The 17,689-nt window shown below is 70.6% G+C and carries 15 protein-coding genes; 6 read left to right on the top strand and 9 right to left on the bottom strand.

The features are described 5' to 3' along the window. Positions 1–76: 76 nt before the first annotated feature. Positions 77–1,126 (bottom strand): siderophore-interacting protein, encoded by a 1,050-nt coding sequence (locus tag GVY41_RS00695; RefSeq protein ID WP_161342382.1) that lies wholly within the window; start codon positions 1,124–1,126, stop codon positions 77–79. Positions 1,127–1,538: 412 nt separating this feature from the next. On the opposite strand from GVY41_RS00695, the gene GVY41_RS00690 reads away from it, so the two are divergent. The 5 genes from GVY41_RS00690 (at position 1,539) to GVY41_RS00670 (ending at position 6,384) form a co-directional block, all read left to right on the top strand. Beyond that, the gene (locus GVY41_RS00690) at positions 1,539–2,540 is read left to right on the top strand and encodes an ABC transporter substrate-binding protein (protein ID WP_229725897.1); all 1,002 of its coding nucleotides are present in this window, start codon (positions 1,539–1,541) and stop codon (positions 2,538–2,540) included. Between the two features lie 70 nt (positions 2,541–2,610). After that, positions 2,611–3,621: a FecCD family ABC transporter permease gene (locus GVY41_RS00685; protein WP_202456058.1), complete on the top strand. Its 1,011-nt coding sequence runs from the start codon at positions 2,611–2,613 to the stop codon at positions 3,619–3,621. Continuing rightward, entirely contained in the window at positions 3,618–4,610 is a 993-nt protein-coding gene (locus GVY41_RS00680; protein WP_161342378.1) for a FecCD family ABC transporter permease, read from the top strand. The genes GVY41_RS00685 and GVY41_RS00680 overlap by 4 nt, the downstream gene beginning before the upstream one ends. Further along, the gene (locus GVY41_RS00675) at positions 4,607–5,380 is read left to right on the top strand and encodes an ABC transporter ATP-binding protein (RefSeq protein ID WP_161342376.1); all 774 of its coding nucleotides are present in this window, start codon (positions 4,607–4,609) and stop codon (positions 5,378–5,380) included. The genes GVY41_RS00680 and GVY41_RS00675 overlap by 4 nt, the downstream gene beginning before the upstream one ends. Further along, positions 5,377–6,384, top strand: a complete 1,008-nt coding sequence (locus tag GVY41_RS00670; RefSeq protein ID WP_161342374.1) for a siderophore-interacting protein — start codon at positions 5,377–5,379, stop codon at positions 6,382–6,384. The genes GVY41_RS00675 and GVY41_RS00670 overlap by 4 nt, the downstream gene beginning before the upstream one ends. A gap of 269 nt (positions 6,385–6,653) precedes the next feature. Here the strand turns inward: GVY41_RS00670 and GVY41_RS00665 are convergent, their stop codons facing one another. The 5 genes from GVY41_RS00665 to GVY41_RS00645 all read right to left on the bottom strand — a co-directional run bounded on the left by GVY41_RS00665 (position 6,654) and on the right by GVY41_RS00645 (position 13,949). Next, positions 6,654–8,357, bottom strand: a complete 1,704-nt coding sequence (locus GVY41_RS00665) for an ABC transporter ATP-binding protein (protein ID WP_161342372.1) — start codon at positions 8,355–8,357, stop codon at positions 6,654–6,656. A gap of 104 nt (positions 8,358–8,461) precedes the next feature. Next, a complete protein-coding gene (locus tag GVY41_RS00660) occupies positions 8,462–10,582 on the bottom strand; it encodes a TonB-dependent siderophore receptor (RefSeq protein WP_161342370.1) in 2,121 nt (706 codons plus the stop codon). 99 nt (positions 10,583–10,681) lie between these two features. Beyond that, positions 10,682–11,590 (bottom strand): AraC family transcriptional regulator, encoded by a 909-nt coding sequence (locus tag GVY41_RS00655; RefSeq protein ID WP_161342368.1) that lies wholly within the window; start codon positions 11,588–11,590, stop codon positions 10,682–10,684. Positions 11,591–12,036: 446 nt separating this feature from the next. After that, positions 12,037–12,549 (bottom strand): class I SAM-dependent methyltransferase, encoded by a 513-nt coding sequence (locus GVY41_RS00650; protein WP_229725898.1) that lies wholly within the window; start codon positions 12,547–12,549, stop codon positions 12,037–12,039. Further along, on the bottom strand, positions 12,546–13,949 hold the full coding sequence (locus tag GVY41_RS00645) for an MFS transporter (RefSeq protein ID WP_229725899.1): 1,404 nt from the start codon (positions 13,947–13,949) through the stop codon (positions 12,546–12,548). The genes GVY41_RS00650 and GVY41_RS00645 overlap by 4 nt, the downstream gene beginning before the upstream one ends. Before the next feature lie 92 nt (positions 13,950–14,041). Between GVY41_RS00645 and GVY41_RS00640 the strand changes: the two genes are divergently transcribed. Next, positions 14,042–14,473: an RrF2 family transcriptional regulator gene (locus tag GVY41_RS00640; RefSeq protein WP_161342365.1), complete on the top strand. Its 432-nt coding sequence runs from the start codon at positions 14,042–14,044 to the stop codon at positions 14,471–14,473. A 207-nt stretch (positions 14,474–14,680) separates the two neighbouring features. Here the strand turns inward: GVY41_RS00640 and GVY41_RS00635 are convergent, their stop codons facing one another. Genes GVY41_RS00635 through GVY41_RS00625 form a run of 3 tightly spaced genes read right to left on the bottom strand, consistent with a single transcriptional unit; the run spans position 14,681 to position 17,688 of the window. Then, positions 14,681–15,889 carry a four-carbon acid sugar kinase family protein gene (locus tag GVY41_RS00635; protein WP_161342364.1) on the bottom strand — a complete coding sequence of 403 codons (1,209 nt, stop codon included), beginning with the start codon at positions 15,887–15,889 and terminating at the stop codon, positions 14,681–14,683. A 3-nt stretch (positions 15,890–15,892) separates the two neighbouring features. Next, on the bottom strand, positions 15,893–17,149 hold the full coding sequence (locus tag GVY41_RS00630) for a RuBisCO large subunit C-terminal-like domain-containing protein (RefSeq protein ID WP_161342362.1): 1,257 nt from the start codon (positions 17,147–17,149) through the stop codon (positions 15,893–15,895). After that, on the bottom strand, positions 17,149–17,688 hold the full coding sequence (locus tag GVY41_RS00625; RefSeq protein ID WP_161342359.1) for a VOC family protein: 540 nt from the start codon (positions 17,686–17,688) through the stop codon (positions 17,149–17,151). Before GVY41_RS00625 ends, GVY41_RS00630 begins: the two co-directional genes overlap by 1 nt. Position 17,689: the final 1 nt, after the last annotated feature.

Raw genomic sequence — 17,689 nt, 5'->3', positions numbered from 1 at the left:
CCGCTAGGGGCTCAGTCAGCCGCTGAAACACGGGGGGCGTCAATGCCGGTTCGTGGCGCGCACCGGCGGCAACTCTTCATCCTTGCCAATAGGCCACCGACGTCAGCCGGTCCCGCGACACAGAAAGGACGTCGCGCCCGTGGCGACGGATCTTCCGGGCCGCCTCTTGCGACGCCGCGAACCATAGCCAGGTGTCATTGCCCGCCGGCACCGGCACCGAGGCAACGGCGTCTACCAGATCGGCCTCCGTTGCACCTTCGCTGCGATAGAGCCAGGTGACGGCAGGGCCATCCGTCGGCACCGGCTGCCGGTCCGCGGCATCTGCGACAAGCAGCACCACCTGGCCCCGGGTGCCAGCGGGCAGCACAGACAAGGCGCGCAGGATCACGGGAGCAGAGGTTTCATCCCCGCCCGACAGCAGCCAGCCACCGTTTGCGCCGACCTCCGGGCCGGTCTTGCCACCCGGGCCGATCAGGCCCACCGCCTCACCCGCCGGGGCCGCCTCGGCCCAGGTGCAGGTGTGCCCACCCTCATGGCGGAAGATGTCGAAGGCCAGGGTTCCGCCCTCGATGTCCAGGTCGCGCACCGTGTAGGCGCGGTCGAGGAGGGTATCCTCTCCCGCCGGCCAGTCGAGCGTGCCGCGCGGGTTCAGCCTTGGCCAGATCGGCACCCGCCCTGCCGCCATGGGCCGCAGCAGGCGGAAGTGCCAATGTGGCACGGCAAAGCGCCGGAGCGCCGCGGGCTCTGCCGCAAGCGTCATCCGCAGCCACGATATCCCCAACGGCTCACACCCCGCGACGCGAGCGGCGGCGAAGGACGGTGGCAGGGTCCCGGCCGCGTCCGCGCCGGACCAGGCGAGCGGTGGCAGGTCCGGGGCGAACTCTGCCATATGCTGGTCGATGCCGATGCGAAGGTCGACCATGAGCCCAGGATCATCGCAGGCGATCTCGATCTCGCCCAGGCCGGGCAGTGTTCGCACGGTGACGCGGGCAAATCCGGCGTCGGCCGCCACCACGCCGGGCTCGGGCTCGATCGGCGGCACCCCATGTTCCATGAACTCCTCGCGCCAGAACGCGACCAGAGCGGGGGCGTCGGCACAAGGAAATTGCGCGAGCGAGTGTTGCACGATCAGTCTCCGATTTTCACAGGTGATGTGCCGCTTTGGCGTAGGGGGCTCAAGCCAGGCACGCGCATCATATGCGTTCGGAGGCTGGGCGCAACGGGGCGATGTGGAAACCGCGGCCGGCTTGGTGGTCAGCCGGCCAAGCCAAGGGAGTGCGGACCCGGACCTGCTGGACCGTTTGAAGCTGGAGTTGCCATCGGACCTTTCCGGGCTGCGAAGGAGATGAGAACCTTGAGGGCCCGAACCGCGCACTGCGCCTGAGGACATCCCATGCTTCTCATGGCGCAGCCTGGCGATCTCCGGCGCAGCCTGCAGCCTGAAGTCGCCCTTGACAGCACGGCCGGGGGGCGGAAGAAGGACCCAGCCCCCGCGTGCAAGCCCAATGCCAGCGCGCTTTCCCGTGACGGAGAGCCCGATGTCCGCCTGCCCGCCCCTCATGCCGTTCCTGCGCCTGCTCATGTTGCTGACGCTGGCGCCGATTGCTGCCGACGCGCAGCCTTTTCCGCAGACCTTCACCCATATGTACGGCGAGACCGTCGTGGCCGCGCCACCCGAACGCGTGGTGTCGCTTGGCTATATCGGCCATGACAACCTGCTGGCGATCGGGGTGGTGCCCGTGGCGATCCGGCACTGGTTCGGCGACACGCTGCATGGCGTGTGGCCCTGGGCCGAGGCGGATCTGGGAGAGGCGCGGCCGATGGTGCTGCGCGGCGAGGTGTCGATGGAGGCAGTGGCGGCGCTGCAGCCCGATCTGATCCTTGCCGTCGGGTCCGGCATCAACGCCGAGGAATACGCGGTGCTGTCGCAGATCGCGCCCACCGTCGCTTCGGAAGCGGCGTATGGCGGCTACAACACCCCGTGGGACGTTCATGCCCTGACCCTTGGCCGCGCCACCGGGCGACTGGCCGAAGCCGAGGCGGCCGTCGCCGCGATCCGGGCCCGGATGGCGGCGATGCGGGCCGCGCATCCCGGCTGGCAGGGGCAGACCGGGGTGGCCGCCTATCTGTGGGCTGGCGAGCCCGGGGCGTTCCTGCCGGGCGATACGCGGGCCAATCTGCTGATCGACCTGGGCTTTGCCCCGCCGCCGCCGATTGCCGCACTGGCCAGCCCGGACCGCTTCTTCGCCCCGCTCTCGCCCGAGGATCTGGCGCCGCTGGAGGCGGGGGTGCTGGTCTGGATGGGGGACAGCGGCGATGCTTCGGCTCTGGCCGCCCTGCCCCTGCGCCGTACCCTGCGCGCCCATGCCGAGGGCCGCGAGATCTGGGCAGACCCGCTGCTCGCCGCCGCGATGAGCCATGCCAGCCTGTCGAGCCTGCCCTATGCGCTGGACCGGCTGGAGCCGGAACTGGCCGCCGCCGCCGATGGCGATACGGCAACGCCGGTGCCTTCGGCCGTCGCCGCGGGCCTCGCGCCGTGAGCCCGGGAATGGCCGCGGCAACCGATCTCGTCTGCGGCGCGGCCCGCCGAAGGGCCGGGACCGCCGCACCGTGACCGGCCTCCACGCACGCACCGCCCTCACCCTCGCCGCGCTAGCCGCAGCGCTCGCGGGTGCAGCCCTGCTGGCGCTGATGGTCGGCACCCGGCCGCTGGCGCCCGCGCAGGCCTGGGCGGCGCTGGTCCAGCCCGATGCCGCCGATCCGGCGCATGTGGTGCTGCGGCAGTTGCGGCTGCCGCGGCTGGCGGCCGGGCTTGTCGCGGGCGCGGCGCTCGGGATGGCGGGGGTGCTGATGCAGGCGGTGACGCGCAACCCTCTGGCCGAGCCGGGGCTGCTGGGGGTGAATGCCGGGGCCAGTTTCGCGGTGGTGCTGGGGGCCTTCCTGTTCGGGGTGAATGACAGCGCGGCGCTGTCGGCGCTGGCGTTTCCGGGGGCGGCCCTGGCGGCGGCGGCGGTGTTCGTGCTTGGCGGCGCCGGGCGCGGCGGCGCGGGGCCGGTGCGGCTGACGCTGGCGGGGGCGGCACTGACTGCGCTGCTGATGTCGCTGGTCGGCGCGCTGGTGCTTGTGCGGACCGAGGCGCTGGAGGTCTGGCGGTTCTGGGTCGTGGGCTCGCTGGCGGATGCCGGTTCGCGCCCCTTGGCGATGATGGCGATGGTCGCGCTGGCCGGCGGCCTGCTGGCGCTGGCGCTTGGCGCGGCGCTGGATGCGTTGGCCTTGGGCGAGGAGGCGGCGCGCAGCCTCGGCGCACGCACGGGCTGGGTGCGCGCGGGCACGCTGGCGGCGGTGACCGCCCTGTGCGGGGCGGCAGTGTCGCTGGCCGGGCCGGTGGCGTTTCTGGGGCTGATGGCGCCGCATCTGGCCCGGGCGCTGGTCGGGCCGGGAGTTCGCCCGATGCTGCTGGCCGCGGGGCTGATCGGCCCGCTGGTGCTACTGCTGGCCGATGTCGCCGGGCGCGTGGCGCTGCCGCCGGGCGAGGTGCGGGTGGGGGTGATGACGGCGCTGCTTGGCGGTCCGGTGTTCATCCTCGTCGCCCGCCGGATGCGGCTGGGGGCACCGGCATGAGCCGCGGGCTGTCCCTCCTCGCCGCCGCACTGCTGCTGGCCTGCCTGCTGGGGCTGGCGGTGGGCGAGGTGCTGCTGGGGCCTGCCGACCTGTGGCGGGGGCTGCTGACTGGCGAGGGGCCGGGCGGCTTCACCCTGCGGGTGCTGCGGGGGCCGCGGGTGGCGACCGGGGCGCTGGCGGGGGCGGCGCTTGGGATGTCGGGCGCGATCTTCCAGTCGGTGCTGCGCAACCCGCTGGCCGCGCCCGATGTGATGGGCTTCACTGCCGGTGCCGGGCTTGGCGCGCTGGCGGTGGCGGGGTTCGGCGCCGGCGCCGGGCTGTCGGTGACGCTTGGCGCGGCAGCGGGCGGCGCGGGGGCGGCGGTGGCCGTGGCGCTGCTGGCGCTGACGCGCGAGGGGCTGGTGCCGCTGCGGCTGGTGCTGGTCGGGATCGGCGCGGGCTTTACCCTGACCGCGCTGACCGGCTTTGCGATGACCCGACTGCCCGGCCCCGAAGCGATGGAGGCGCAGCGCTGGCTGAGCGGATCGCTGGCGGCGCGGACCTGGGGCCATGCCGGGCAGATCGCGCTGACGGCGCTGCCGCTGGCGCTGCTGACGGCGGCGCTGGTGCCGGCGCTGGCGCTGCTGGAGATGGGCGACGATCTGGCGGCCGGGCTGGGGCTGCGGGTGCAGCGGGCCCGCGCCGGGCTGGCCGCGCTTGGCGTGGCGCTGGCGGCGGCGGCGGTTGCGGTGGCGGGGCCGGTGCCATTCATCGCGCTGATGGCCGGGCCGCTGGCCCGCGGCGCGCTGCGGCGGGCGGGCACGGCCGGGCCGGGCGCAGTGCTGGCCGGGGCGGCGCTGACCGGGGCGACCATCGCAGTGCTGGCCGATCTGGCGGCGCGGGCGGCGGTGCCGGGGGTGCAGCTGCCGCTGGGGGTGATGACCGGGATCCTCGGCGCGCCCTGCCTGCTGTGGCTGCTGACACGAGAGATGGAGAGGGGCGGACTGTGACGGGACTTCGCGCAGAGAACCTGACGCTGGCTTATGACCGGCGGATCGTGGTGGAGGGGTTGACGCTGGCGCTGCCCGCGGGGCGCGTCACCGCGATCCTCGGGCCCAATGGCTGCGGCAAGTCCACGCTGCTCAAGGCGCTGGCGCGGCTGATCCGGCCGCAGGCGGGGCGGGTGACGCTGGACGGGGAGGACATCCACGCGCTGCCCACCCGGGCAGTGGCGCGGCGGCTCGGCTTGCTGCCGCAGGCGCCGATTGCGCCCGAGGGGATCACCGTCGGCGATCTGGTCGCCCGGGGACGGGCGCCCTGGCGCGGCCTGCTGGCCGGGTGGAGCGCGGCGGATGAGGCGGCGCGCGCGGCTGCGCTGGCGGCCACCGGGCTGACCGATCTGGCGGCGCGGCCGGTGGCGGACCTGTCGGGCGGGCAGCGCCAGCGGGTCTGGATCGCGCTGGCCCTGGCGCAGCAGACCGAGCATCTGCTGCTCGACGAGCCGACGACCTGGCTCGACCTGCCGCACCAGATCGAGGTGCTGGCGCTGCTGCGCCGGCTGAACCGCGAGCAGGGCCGCAGCATCGTGACCGTGCTGCATGACCTGAGCCTTGCCGCGCGCTTTGCCGATCATCTGGTGCTGATGGCGGCGGGGCGGGTGCTGGCCGAGGGGACGCCAGAGGAGGTGCTGACGCCGGGGGCGCTGGAGGACGCCTTCGGGCTCAGGGCGCTGGTGATCGCAGATCCGGTGACCGGAACGCCGCTGGTGGTGCCGGCATGACCGAGCATCTGGCCGCCACCCTGCCCGGCCTTGCGCCCGAGGCGGCGCTGGCCGCCTTGCGCGCGGCCGCCGCCCCCTATGACGCCCCCTGCCGCGAGGTGCCGGGCGGGCTCGCGGTCGAGATCTGGGGCGGCGAGGTACGACTGGCGCTGACCGGCGGCGCCCCCGCACTGGCGGTCTTTGCGCCCGACATGCGGATCCTGTTCGTGCTTCAGGACGCCCTTGGATCGGTGTTCGAAGCCGCCGGCTGTGCTCCGGTCTGGGACCGGGTGGACGAAGGCGCGCTGGCGCCGGGGCTGGCGCTGATGCGGGTGGTGTCGGTGCGGCAGGTCTCGCCCGGGTTCCGGCGGGTGCGGCTGGCCGGGCCCGAGGCGGCGCGGTTCGGCGCGCAGGGGCTGCATTTCCGGTTGCTGCTGCCGCCCGCCGGGCAGCCGCCCGAATGGCCGCGGATCGACGCCAAGGGCCGCACCCGCTGGCCCGAGGGCGCGGCGGCGCTGCACCGGCCGGTCTATACCGTGCGGGCGCTGGACGGGGCGGCCGGCTGGATCGAGTTCGACATCTTCGTGCATGAGGGCGGCGGCGCGACCGAGTGGAGCGCGGGGGTGCAGGCCGGGGCCGAGGTCGGGGTGATGGGCCCGGGCGGCGGCTGGGTGCCGGCGGCGGGGCATGTCACGCTGATCGGGGATGAGACGGCGCTGCCGGCGATTGCGCGGATCCTGTCGCTGCTGCCTGCGGGCGTGCAGGGCAGCGCGCATGTGGCGGTAGCAGCTGAGGACCTGCCGGACCTGCCGCGCCCGGACGGGATGGCATTGCACCGGGTCGAGGGGCGTTGCGCGCTGGTGCCGGCGCTGGAGGCGGTGGAGGTGCCGGCGGTGGACCGGTTCGTGTGGTTCGCCGCCGAGAAGCGGCTGGCGGAGGCGGCGCGCAAGGTGTTGCGGGCTCGGGGGCTGGGGAAGAGCGAGATGATGGCGGCGGGGTATTGGGCGGCGGAGGGGGAGGTCTGAAGGGCTGCGCCTTTGGCCGGCCGCCGGGGGCGCTGCCCCCGGACCCCCGGGATATTTTCGCCAGCAAGAATGGAAAGGCGGTTGCGTGCCTGGGGATGGTGCTGGCCGATCCCGCACCTGAACGTCCAGACGGTTGCGCGTTATGAGCGCGGCGGTGACATGCCTCGGCCAGCGGGGCGGGTGGTAGCCGGGAAACGCGGATTGGCAAGGGCCGCCGTGTCGGGGGCGGCGGATCACGGAAGGGCGCGCGCCTTCCGGGGGCGCCCTCCCTACGCCGCGTTCAGCCGCGCATAGCGCCCGCCACTTGACGCCAGTTCGGCATGGGTGCCGGTTTCGACGATCCGGCCTTCCTCCATCACCACGATGCGGTCGGCATGGCGGATCGTGGCCAGACGGTGGGCGATGATCAGGGTGGTGCGGCCCACGGCGAGGGCGTCGAGGGCGGACTGGATCTCGCGTTCCGTCTCGGTGTCGAGGGCCGAGGTCGCCTCGTCCAGAATCAGGATCGGCGGGTTCTTGAGGAAGGCGCGGGCGATGGCGACGCGCTGTTTCTGGCCGCCGGACAGCATCACCCCGCGCTCGCCCACCACGGTGCCCAGGCCAAGTGGCAGCGCCGCGATCATCGGGGCCAGTTGCGCCTGTGCGGCGGCGCGCAGGATGTCTGCCTCGGACGCGCCGAGGCGGCCATAGGCGATGTTCTCGCGCAGGGTGCCGCCGAACAGGAACACGTCCTGGCCGACGATGCCGATCTGGCTGCGCAGGCTGGGAAGCGTCATGTCGGCCAGCGGAATGCCGTCGATGGTGATGCGGCCGCAGTCCGGGTCGTAGAAGCGCGGCACCAGCGCCAGCAGCGTGGTCTTGCCCGCGCCCGAGGGGCCGACGAAGGCCAGCGTCTCTCCGGGGCGGACGGTGATCTCGATGCCGTCCAGCACCGGGCGCTCGGCGTCATACCCGAAGCCGACGCCCTCGAACCGGATCGCGCCGGTCAGCGGCGGCGCCGGGCGGGCGCCCGGGGCATCGGCGATCTCGGGCTCTGTCGCCAGCAGCTCCAGATAGCGGCGGAACCCGGCGATGCCACGCGGGTAGGTCTCGATCACCGCGGCGATCTTGTCGAGCGGGCGGAAGAACACGCCGACCAGCAGCAGGAAGCCGACAAAGCCGCCGGTGGTCAGCTCACCCGCCAGCACCGCCGAGGCGCCCGCGACCATCACCACCACCTGCACCGCCCGCATCCCCATGTAGTTGAGCGAGGAGGAGGCCGCCATCACCCGGTAGGCGGCCAGCTTGGTGTCGCGGTAGCGGCCATTGTCGACGGCGAAGAGGGCCTTTTCATGCTCTTCATTGGCGAAGGCCTGCACGACGCGCATCCCGCCCACATTCTCTTCCAGCCGCACGTTGAAATCGGCGACGCGGGCATAGATCGCCCGCCAGGTCGCGGTCATTTTGCCGCCATAGACGGTGACGATGGCGACGGTGGCGGGCACGATCACCGCGGTCAGCAGCGCCAGCTGGACGTTGATGGTCAGCATCAACAGGAAGGCGCCCACGAAGGTCATGATGGCGATGAACACATCCTCGGGGCCGTGATGGGCGACCTCGCCGATTTCCTCGAGATCGCGGGTGACGCGGGCGACCAGCTTGCCGGTGCGGACCTTGTCGTAATAACGCCAACTGAGCCGCTGAAGGTGTTCGAAGGCGCGGCGGCGCAGTTCCGTCTCGATGTTGATGCCCAGCTTGTGGCCCCAGTAGATCACCACCGCCATCAACCCGGTATTGACCAGATAGACCAGCATCAACCCCGCCCCCGCCAGCAGGGTCAGCCCCCAGTCGCCACGCGGCAGCAGGACGTCGATGAACCCGGCGATGGCCAATGGAAAGGCCAGCTCCAGCAGGCCCGAGAGCACGGCGCAGCCGAAGTCGAGCCAGAACAGGCCGAGCCATGGGCGGTAATAGGCGAAGAACTGGCGCAGCATCGGGAAACTCGCGTGGGGAAACGGAAACGGGGGCGGGCATGTGCCCACCCGCCTATGGTTTGGGGCGGGCCTGCGCCCACCCCCGGCGCATCATGACTGCCCGATCACCAGGACTTGCGCAAGACAAGGCTGGCCTTGCGCCCGTCGCCGTAGAAGCAGGCGGACGCGCCTGGGCAGGAGGCGACGTAGGTTTCGTCCGTCAGGTTGCTGACGGCGAGGTTGGCGTTCCACCCCTCGGCAAAGTCATAGCTGACCCCCGCATCGTAGAGCGTGGCCGACGGCACCTTGAGCGTGTTGGCGTTGTCGGCCCAGCTGGAGCCGAGGTAGCGCGCGCCGCCCGAAACCGTCAGCCCCGGCACCTGCGGCAGGTCATAGGCCAGCCCCAGCGAGGCAAACCGCTCGATGGTGGAATAGGGGGTCTTGCCCTCGGTGGTGGGATCGTTGCCCTTTTCCACCTTCACATCCATGTCGGTATAGGCGGCGGTCAGGGTCAGGCCCGGGGCGACCTCGCCCACCGCTTCCAGCTCGACCCCGCGCGAGCGCACGGTGCCAAGCTGCTCGGTCACGAACAGGGCGTTGGACTGCACCACATTCTCGCGGGTCAGATCGAAGGCGGCGAGCGTCACCAGCAGGTTGCGGCCGGTGGGCGCCCATTTCACGCCGATCTCGTATTGCGCGCCCGTCTCTGCCTCTTGCGGGGCGCCGGTGCTGAGCGTGCCGATCTGCGGGTTGAAATAGGTGGCGTAGGAGGCATAGGGGGTCAGGCCGTTCTCGAACTGGCGCGCGAGACCCAGCCGCCAGGACGTTTCGCGGTCGGTGCGGTCGAACTCCGGCAGGCCCTCGGACTCGGTTGTCACCACGTCATAGCGGCCGTTCAGGGTGCCGATCCAGCCATTGCCCCAGCGGATCTGGTCCTGCACATAGACGCCGGCCTGTTGCTGGGTGACGGTGCTGTCATTGTAGGGTGCCAGCAGCGGGGCCTGCGGGGTGCCATAGACCGGATCGGTCAGCGACAGGTCGCTGGCAAAGTTGAAGGCCTGCACCTGGCTCATCTCGAACCATTTCAGGTCCAGCCCCGCCATCAGCCGATGCTCCAGCGCGCCGGTCTGCAGGGTGGTTTCCAGCCGGGTGTCGGACAGCACGGTGCGGGTTTCGGTCTGGTGCGCGAAGTTCAGGCGATAGACGCTGTCCGTCGCGTCATTCAGCCCGTTGCCATAGGGAGCGCTTTCGTCGATGTCGGACCAGCCGGCGCGGGTGGTGTTGGTCAGCGCCCAGCCATTGCCGAAGTCATGGCGGAAGATGCCCGTCGCCAGGAACTGCTCGCGCTCGTACCAGTCCAGCCCCGGCTCGCCGGTGTTGAAATCGCGGTCGATGCGACCGAAATCGCCGCTGACCACGGTGCCGGTATAGGGCAGCCAGGCGCCGCCGGCATGGTCCTCGTCGATATGGGTATAGCTTGCCAGCAGCGTGACCTCGGTCCCTGCCTCGGTGGTGAAGGACAGCGAGGGCGCGAGGATACCGCGGAAGCCATCGTCAAAGGCGCCGTTGCCGTCGGTGCGCTCGACCTTGCCGGTCAGCCGGTAGGCGAGGCCACCTTCGGTGACGGCATTGCTGTCGATGCCGGCCCAGACCCGGCCGTTTTCGTCGAGGCCAAGCTCGGCACTGCCTTCGGCCGTGCCGGTCGGCACCTTGGAGACATAGTTGACCAGCCCCCCCGGATTGGCCCCACCGTAAAGCACCGAGGCGGCGCCTTTCAGCACCTCGATCCGCTCGATGGCATAGGGGTCGATGTAGAAGCCGCCAAAGCCATAGGCGTAATGCGCCAGCCCGTCCTGGAAGACGCCGGTCGAGGTGGAGGAAAAGCCGCGGATGAAGTGCCAGTTGGTATCGCTGTCATAGCCATAGGGCGCGCCGATCACGCCGGCGGTATAGCCAAGCGCCTCGTCGATCTTGGACAGGTTGCGCGCCTTCAGAGTCTCGGCGCCGATCACCGACACGGATTGCGGGATCTCGGACACCGGGGTCGCGGTCTTGGACCCGGCTTGCGTGCCGGGATTGGCCTTGCCGTCGACCGGGCCGGTGCCGGTCTCGTCCCCGGTGCCCTCGACCACGATCGGGTCCAGGGCGATGGCCTGCTGCGCAAAGGCGGCGAAGGGGGCAAGGGCGGGAAGCGCGGCAAGGGCGGTCTGGCCCAGAAGCCGCGCGAGGAAAGGGGCGCGCGTCATCGATCTATCCTGCAAGCGGGGCCACGGGGGCGGGCCCATCAATCCCGACTGTTTAACTAGGGAAGCAGGCGCGGTCTTGTCGCTTTCTGCTGCGGCTTGTCATTTCTGCTGCAAAGCGGCGACCGGGATGGCTGGACGGGACGGCCCGTTGCGGCGCCAGGCGGCGGGGGTGGTGCCGGTCAGGCTGCGGAAGGCGCGGGTCAGATGCGCCTGATCGGCAAAGCCGGTGGCATCGGCCACGGCGGCAAGGCTCAGCCCCCGGTCCTCCAGCAGCGCCCGTGCCCGCGCGATCCGCATCTGCATCTGCCAGCGATGCGGGGTCTGGCCGGTGCTGTGCTTGAAGGCATGGGCAAACCAGCTTTCCGACAGGCCGACCACGGCCGCCAGTTCGGCAATGGCAACGCGCCGGTCCAGCCGGGCGCGCATATGCGCCGTCACGCTGCGCAGTTGATGCGGGGTCAGGCCGCCGCGGGCCTCGGCCTGCGCCTCCTCGGGCGGCAGCGCAAAGACCTCGGCCAGCAGCGCCTGGGTCAGCCCGTCCAGCATCAGGCTGTGCCGCGCCGGAGTGGCGCATTCCGCTGCCAGCATCCCCGCCAGCGCCCGCAGCCGCGGCTGCCCCTGCATCAGCACGGGGCGGGCCAGATCCAGTCCTGGCACCCCGGCGAGGCGGCGGTCCAACCCTCCCGCGTCGAAATGCAGGTCGAGATGGGAAAAGCCGCTCGCGCGCGTAATCCGCGACCACAGCGGGCGCCCGGCCGGGACATAGAGCACCGAGACCTCGGCCCGGGCCCCTTCGAAATCGGCGCGCTCTGACAGATCGACGGCCGCTGCGCCGTCATCTAGGAAGACCACCAGCCGCGGATCGGGCGACAGGTAATGCCCGCCTCCCCCTTCCTGCCCCTCGACGTGCCACAGATCGGCGACAATCCCGTCCCAGGCCCGCCAACGCAGCGGTCCGAGTGGGCGGATGCCTTGGGTAAAACTGGTCATCTGCGGGCGGAAGGTCATCAGGGCGTCCAGAGCGGCCCTTGGCGGGCGGGTGTTCGGGGTTGGCTGGCCCTGCGTCCGAACGCGGCTGACTGCCTTGGTGTGCCGCAAGGCCGGGGCCGAGTCAACTCTGGCCAGATTGCCAGACCTCCCGGGGTGGCGCGGTATCTGGGCACCTGCGATCCGCCCCGCCCACCCCTTGAGCCTTGCCTCAGCCCCGGACCGGCTGGAGGATTGGATCGGCGAGGACAGTCTGGTCCACGTCGATCTCTTCGTCGGTGAACTTGATCTTGCTGGTCTCGGGTTCGCGCGGTCAGCCCTGGCGTGGGCAGGGCGGCCCGACTACGCCCTGTTGCTCCGGACAAGCACGAGGTTGTCCTCAAGCATCGCCTCTGCCCCGTCCGGGCTGCGCCCTGCACGCGTGACGACCTGCGCTTCGATCACCTCCAGCGCAGCTGACGGCGCGCCTAGAGCGTCCAGTTCCTCGGCCACGGTCGGGAAGATGGTCGACGAGGTGGCTTGCGGCGACAAGGGGGGCGCGGCGGCATGGGACAGGACCAGAAGATGGCCACCGGGCCGAAGGCGCCGCGCCGCGATGCGAGGATCGCCGCGCGCGCCAGGACCACGGGCGATTGCAGGTAGAGCGCGGTGATCAAGTCGAAGGCGCCCCCCGGCAGGGAGACCGACAGGTCGCACCGCTCGAACTGCGCCCGCTGTGCAAGCCCAAGCTCCGCCGCGCGCGTGCGGGCCCGCTCGATGGCGACCTCGGAGATGTCGCACCCCCGCGCTTGCCAACCCTGCTGGGCGAGCCAGATCACGTCATCGCCGTGCGAGGCACCCAGATCCAGCGATAGGCCCGGCGTCAAGGCGCCCGCGATCCGCTGAAGGGCGGCGGTCGCGCGGCCGCTCGATGAGGTGCGTTTGGTCAGGTAGAACTCTTCCCAGAACGCTTCGGGATTCTGAAGATGATCGGTCGTCATGCTGTATCCTTTCGGTAGTATAAAAGCCGCCCGCGCAGCAGCACGACAGCCAGCAGCGCCGCCCCGCCGGTCGAGGTGATCTGCAGCCACAGCATCATCGACCCGGCCTCGAGCCCCGGCCGCGTTGCCAGCGCATGGCCGTAGACCGCGAAGCTCAGCGCAATCGAGGCGGCCATGCAGACCTGCTGCATCGTCTGGATGGCGCCGGCCCCCGCTCCGGCCAGGGTCTTGGGCAGGCCCGACATGCCAAGCTGCATCACGGATGTGACCGTCAGCCCCATCGACAGCCCGGCGGCCAACATGCCGAGGCGCAGCGGCCAGAGGCTTTGTGCCGTCAACTGCGGAAGGATGGCACGGATCAGCACGAAGCTGGCGCAGAGCAGGCCGACCCCAAGCGCCACCCGGGCCATTGCGTGCAGCGGAAGGCGCCCGGCGATCCAGGACCCGACCACGACACCGGCGGGAAAACCTGCCGTCACCAGTCCGGTCTGAAGCGGGCTCAGTCCCCGTTCGCCTTGCAGGACCAGCGACAGGACAACGAAGAAGCCCGGCGGCGCCGACACGGCCAGAAAGAGGAACGCGAGGCACCGGCGGAAGCTGGGCACCTGGAACAGACCGGGCGGGATCAAGGCTGCCGGTCCGGCCCGCGCCGTGAGGCGGGCGAACAGGGCCGCGCAGGGCAGTGCGGCGGCGGCCATCAGAAAGACCGGCGCCGGCCATCCGAAGGCTGGCCCGACATAGAGCGGCGCGACGAGGCAGAGGATGATCGCGGCAAAACTGGCGATCTCGGCCGGGCGGCCGCCACCGCCGGCGACTTGATCGTCATGGTCCAACTGCCGCGCAGCCAGCAGCATGACGGCCAGCGCAAGCCCCGCTTCGACCAGGAAGATCGCGCGCCAGCCGATCCAGCCGGGCGCCGCTACCAGCAGCATCCCCGCCACCAGCGGTCCGCAGACCGAGGCGAAAGATGCGGTCATGGCAAGGCGCGCGAAGGCGCCGGATTGGGCTGCGGGCGCGAAAAGACGCGGGATCAGCGCCAGCGCTTGAGGCGCGAGCGCAGCCCCACCGATCCCCTGCAGCATCCGCGCGCCCGCAAGGACAGACGGACCGGTCGCAACCGCCGCAACAAGCGCGCCCAGGACAAACAGCGCTCCGCCCACCAGAAACACCCGCCGCCGCCCGAAGCGATCTCCGGCGCGGCCCGCCGGAAGCAGAAGCATGGCAACAAGCAGCGGATAGGCGCCCGCGATCAGGGCCAGCATTCCGGTCCCCAGCCCGAGGTCGCTGCCGATCCCCGGCATGGCGATGGCCATCATCGACACATCGGCGACACTCAAAGCCATGCCGATCAGCAAGGCCGAGAAGCCGCGCGCGACGGGTAGCGGGGCGGGGGCAACCATATCTGCCGAATCATGTAACTTCATGAGTATCTTGATAGCACGGCACGCACAGGTCATGTAATAGGTAAAGTTACACGACCCGAGGAGCCCGAATGCGCCAGGACACCCGCCTCTCCCGCCTGCTGCATGTGCTGCTGCACATGGCGCAGACCGATGCGCCGATGACCTCGCAGCAGATCGCGGTAATGCTGGGCTCCAACGCGGTGGTGGTTCGGCGGATCATGGCGGGGCTCCGCGACGGCGGCTATGTCGAGGCCGAGCGCGGCCATGGCGGCGGCTGGCGTATCATCAGGCGCACAGACGAGATCACGGTTCTTGATGTCTACCGCTCGCTCGGCTCTCCCGACCTTTTCGCGTTCGGTTTCTCGAACCCGAAGCCACCCTGCCTGGTCGAGCAATCCGTGAATGCCACGATCGAGGACACGATACAAACTGCCACAACCTCGATCCTCGGGCAGTTCGGTGCTTTGCGCCTGTCGCAGATCGAGGCGGAGGTTCGGGACAGGATGCCGCCTCTTGGCTAGGCTATAAAGTCTTGGCAGTTCGATCCGTCATGCTGCGATTTGCCTCAACTTCATGTCCGGGGACGTCGCATTGCGGCGGGATTTGCTCTTCGACTGCCGCATGGGGCTCTTCACATCGGTGCACGGCGCCCTGAAGCGCAAGACCAGATCATAACGGTCAACTGGCTGAGTGCGCGGCTTTCGACGCTTTCGTTCAGGGCCGAGGGCTCAGGCGCCCCGCAGGGCCGCCACGGCGCGGGGGAAGAAGTCTGCGCCGCCCATCTGCCCGCCCTTCAGCGCCATCAGCAGCGGGGCGCCCTGCACCTGCGCCTGCAGGATCGGCACGCCGGGGCAAAGCTCGCCGGCATAGTCGAGCCAGGCCGGGGCCAGCACGCCGACGATGGCGCTGGAGGTATCGCCGCCCGCGACGATGAGCCCGCCAAGGCTGGCCGAAGCGTAAAGGCCCCCCACGAACGCTGCCGTCTTCTGTGCCAGATCGGCGGGGGTGATGGCACGCTGGTCGTCGCTGGTCAGATAGATCAGGCAATCCTGCCCGCGCGCCAGCCGTTCCAGCGCCCAGTCCCGCGCGGCCCGCCGGTTCGCCCCGCCCTCCATCATCGCGCCGGGCGAGATCGGCAGGCGCGCCAGCCCCTCGGCCGCGCCGACCTGCGCGGTGGTCAGGGAGGAACGAGAGCCGGCAAAGGCGAAGATCGGGCCGGTGATGGCGGGCGACGGCATCGGCGATTGCAGGCGTGTGGGCTGCGTGGCCAGCCAGGCCTCGGCGACCGAGGAGGCGCCCATCACCACGAGCGGGCGGGCGGTGGCGGCAAGGTCGGCGCCAGCGCTGGCCACATCGCCCTGATCGAGCAGATCATAGAGCCGCGGGAACGCGCCCCCCGCCTGCCCGCGCCCGACAAGGTGCAGCCCGTGCAGCCCAAGCGCCGCCAGATGCCGCGCCAGATCGGCTTCGTGCATCGGGGTGACGGGATGCACCGCCATCACCGGATGCCGGTCGATGCGGTGGACCCGCCCATCGGGCCCGCGCGCGAACAGGGTGCCGAACACGGCATAGCGCCCCAGCGAGGGCTGCCCGGCCAGCACTGCGATATCGGCAATGCCAAGCGCCCCCGCCAGCCCCTGCGCCAGCAGCGCCACATTGCCGATCCCGGCGCTGCTGTCGAAGGTGGAGCAGATCTTCACATGCACGAAGTCCGGGCCGAAAGCCGCGAGCCCCCGGCCGATGCGGTCCGCCAGCGCGGCCATGTCATCGCGCCCCAAGGATCGGGCGTGGGTGGCAACTCCCCATGCGTCGATCCCCGCCAGATCCTCCGCGCTTGGCATGTCGCGGAACAACCGGGCGCGCAGGCCCCCCCGCGCCAGCGTCGCCAGCGTGTCCGACGCGCCGGTGAAATCGTCGGCGACGAAGACGTAGCCCATCCCTCAGCCTTTCGGCCCAAAGGTGGCCAGCGCCTGCGCCAGCTCGGGATGCGCGCGGGCGTGATCCGCCAAGGACACCCCCGCGACCACAGCCTCATGCGCCTGCCGCAGCGACACCAGCCCCGCCGCCGGCCCACCCGGATGCGCCATGATCCCGCCGCCCGACAGGAACATCAGGTCGTCCGATCCGATCTGCGCCAGCGTGTGCGGCAGCGTCCCCGCCCATTGGCCCGAGGAGAAGATCGGCATCACCCGGTCGTCCCCCTCTCCCATCGGCTGCAGGCAGTGCAGCGCGGCTTCGGTCACATCCTCGTCGAGGTCGGAGAACTTGCCGCCCATGCCATGCACATGCATGTGGTCGATCCCCGCCAGCCGATACAGCACCTGATAGGCGCGCACGCCCATCCCCAACAGCGGATGCCGCCCCATACCGCCAAAGCCGTTGCGGTGGCCGTGGATCGCGAGGCCCGAGTGCCGCCGCAGCGTCTGCACCGCCGACAGGCCGACCCAGTTCAGCGAGACCATCGCGCAGGTGCCTTCCTCGGCCGCCAGCAGGTCGGCATGGCGGCGCATCGCGTCCGTCTCGTCGGTGATGTTGAAGGCGACCATCACCAGCTTGCCGCTGCGGTCGCGGTGGCGGCGCACCCGGTCCATTACCGCACGGATGCGGTCCTGCACGGGCGCATGGGGGTGGGTGCCCGCAATCTCGTCATCCTTGACGAAATCGGTCCCGGCCTCGCAGAGCCGCTGCACGAGGTCGGCGATCTGGTCCGGGGCAAGGCCAATGTTCGGCTTGATGATCGTGCCGAACATCGGGCGGCCCTGCACGCCAGCCGAGGCGCGGGTGCCGGAAATGCCCATCGCCGGAAGGTCATAGCGGGCGCGATATTCGGGCGTCACCGACACATCCAGCAGCTTCAGCCCCGTCACCTCGCCAAGGTCATAAAGGTTGCCCGCCACGACCGAGGCGAGCGTGGGCAGGTTCACCCCCACATTGTCCTCGGGGTAGTCGATCACCACCCGGTAGATGCCGCGCGGCCCGGTCAGCCCCTTGCGTTCCGCCCAGGCGGAGCGCAGCGAGGGGGTTTCCGAGCGGCCAACCTCTGCGGTGGACACCACGGTTGCGCCAAAGCGGGCGCGCAGCGCGTCGGTCTCGCCTTCGACCCGCATGAAGGTGCCGGCGCTTTGCTCGCCCGCCATCATCGCCGCGACATCGGCAATCGGGCAGGGCGTTTCCACCAGATAGGCTGCGCGGATCATCAGATCGTCGCCAGATCCGGGAACGGGCGCACCGGGTCGGTGCCGTCCCAGCCTTCGGAGGCTGCGCGGATCAGGTCGAACATCCGGCCCTTGGGCCCCTTCACCTCGGACAGCTCGATGCAGGTGCCGGGATGATCCTCGCGGTCGAAATAGGCGAAGCGGCCGTTCTGGCCGACGGTGCCCGACATCCGCACCCTGAAGCCCTGATCCGCCATGATCCCCAGATCGCGGTCATACTCCTCGGTCCAGTAGGCGGTGTGCTGCAGGCCGCTATGCCCCGCATCGGTGAACTCCTTGTAGCACGACGGCACCGCGTTGCGGCACTGGATCAGCTCCACCTGGATATACCCGGCATTGGCCAGCGCGACGGAGTTGTGCGGCTCATACCGCTGGCCGTCGAAGGTGTACTCCTCGATCGGCACCTGCGGGTTGTAGTAGAACGGGCCGACGCCCATCACGTCGGTCCAGTGCCGCATCGCGGCCTCGATATCGGGGACGACGAAGCCAAGCTGGCGGATCGGGCCTAGGAAACGGCTCATG

Source organism: Frigidibacter albus (genome assembly GCF_009908165.1).
GTDB classification, from domain to species: Bacteria; Pseudomonadota; Alphaproteobacteria; order Rhodobacterales; family Rhodobacteraceae; genus Frigidibacter; species Frigidibacter albus.
This window is presented reverse-complemented; position numbering and strand designations above follow the sequence as displayed.

Coding starts and splice junctions, on each gene's coding strand:
- GVY41_RS00640 (WP_161342365.1), top strand. CDS start 14,042: ATGCGCCAGGACACCCGCCTCTCCCGCCTGCTGCATGTGCTGCTGCAC.
- GVY41_RS00625 (WP_161342359.1), bottom strand. CDS start 17,688: ATGAGCCGTTTCCTAGGCCCGATCCGCCAGCTTGGCTTCGTCGTCCCC.
- GVY41_RS00670 (WP_161342374.1), top strand. CDS start 5,377: ATGACCGAGCATCTGGCCGCCACCCTGCCCGGCCTTGCGCCCGAGGCG.
- GVY41_RS00660 (WP_161342370.1), bottom strand. CDS start 10,582: ATGACGCGCGCCCCTTTCCTCGCGCGGCTTCTGGGCCAGACCGCCCTT.
- GVY41_RS00650 (WP_229725898.1), bottom strand. CDS start 12,549: ATGACGACCGATCATCTTCAGAATCCCGAAGCGTTCTGGGAAGAGTTC.
- GVY41_RS00655 (WP_161342368.1), bottom strand. CDS start 11,590: ATGACCTTCCGCCCGCAGATGACCAGTTTTACCCAAGGCATCCGCCCA.
- GVY41_RS00690 (WP_229725897.1), top strand. CDS start 1,539: ATGTCCGCCTGCCCGCCCCTCATGCCGTTCCTGCGCCTGCTCATGTTG.
- GVY41_RS00665 (WP_161342372.1), bottom strand. CDS start 8,357: ATGCTGCGCCAGTTCTTCGCCTATTACCGCCCATGGCTCGGCCTGTTC.
- GVY41_RS00680 (WP_161342378.1), top strand. CDS start 3,618: ATGAGCCGCGGGCTGTCCCTCCTCGCCGCCGCACTGCTGCTGGCCTGC.
- GVY41_RS00635 (WP_161342364.1), bottom strand. CDS start 15,889: ATGGGCTACGTCTTCGTCGCCGACGATTTCACCGGCGCGTCGGACACG.
- GVY41_RS00645 (WP_229725899.1), bottom strand. CDS start 13,949: ATGGTTGCCCCCGCCCCGCTACCCGTCGCGCGCGGCTTCTCGGCCTTG.
- GVY41_RS00630 (WP_161342362.1), bottom strand. CDS start 17,149: ATGATCCGCGCAGCCTATCTGGTGGAAACGCCCTGCCCGATTGCCGAT.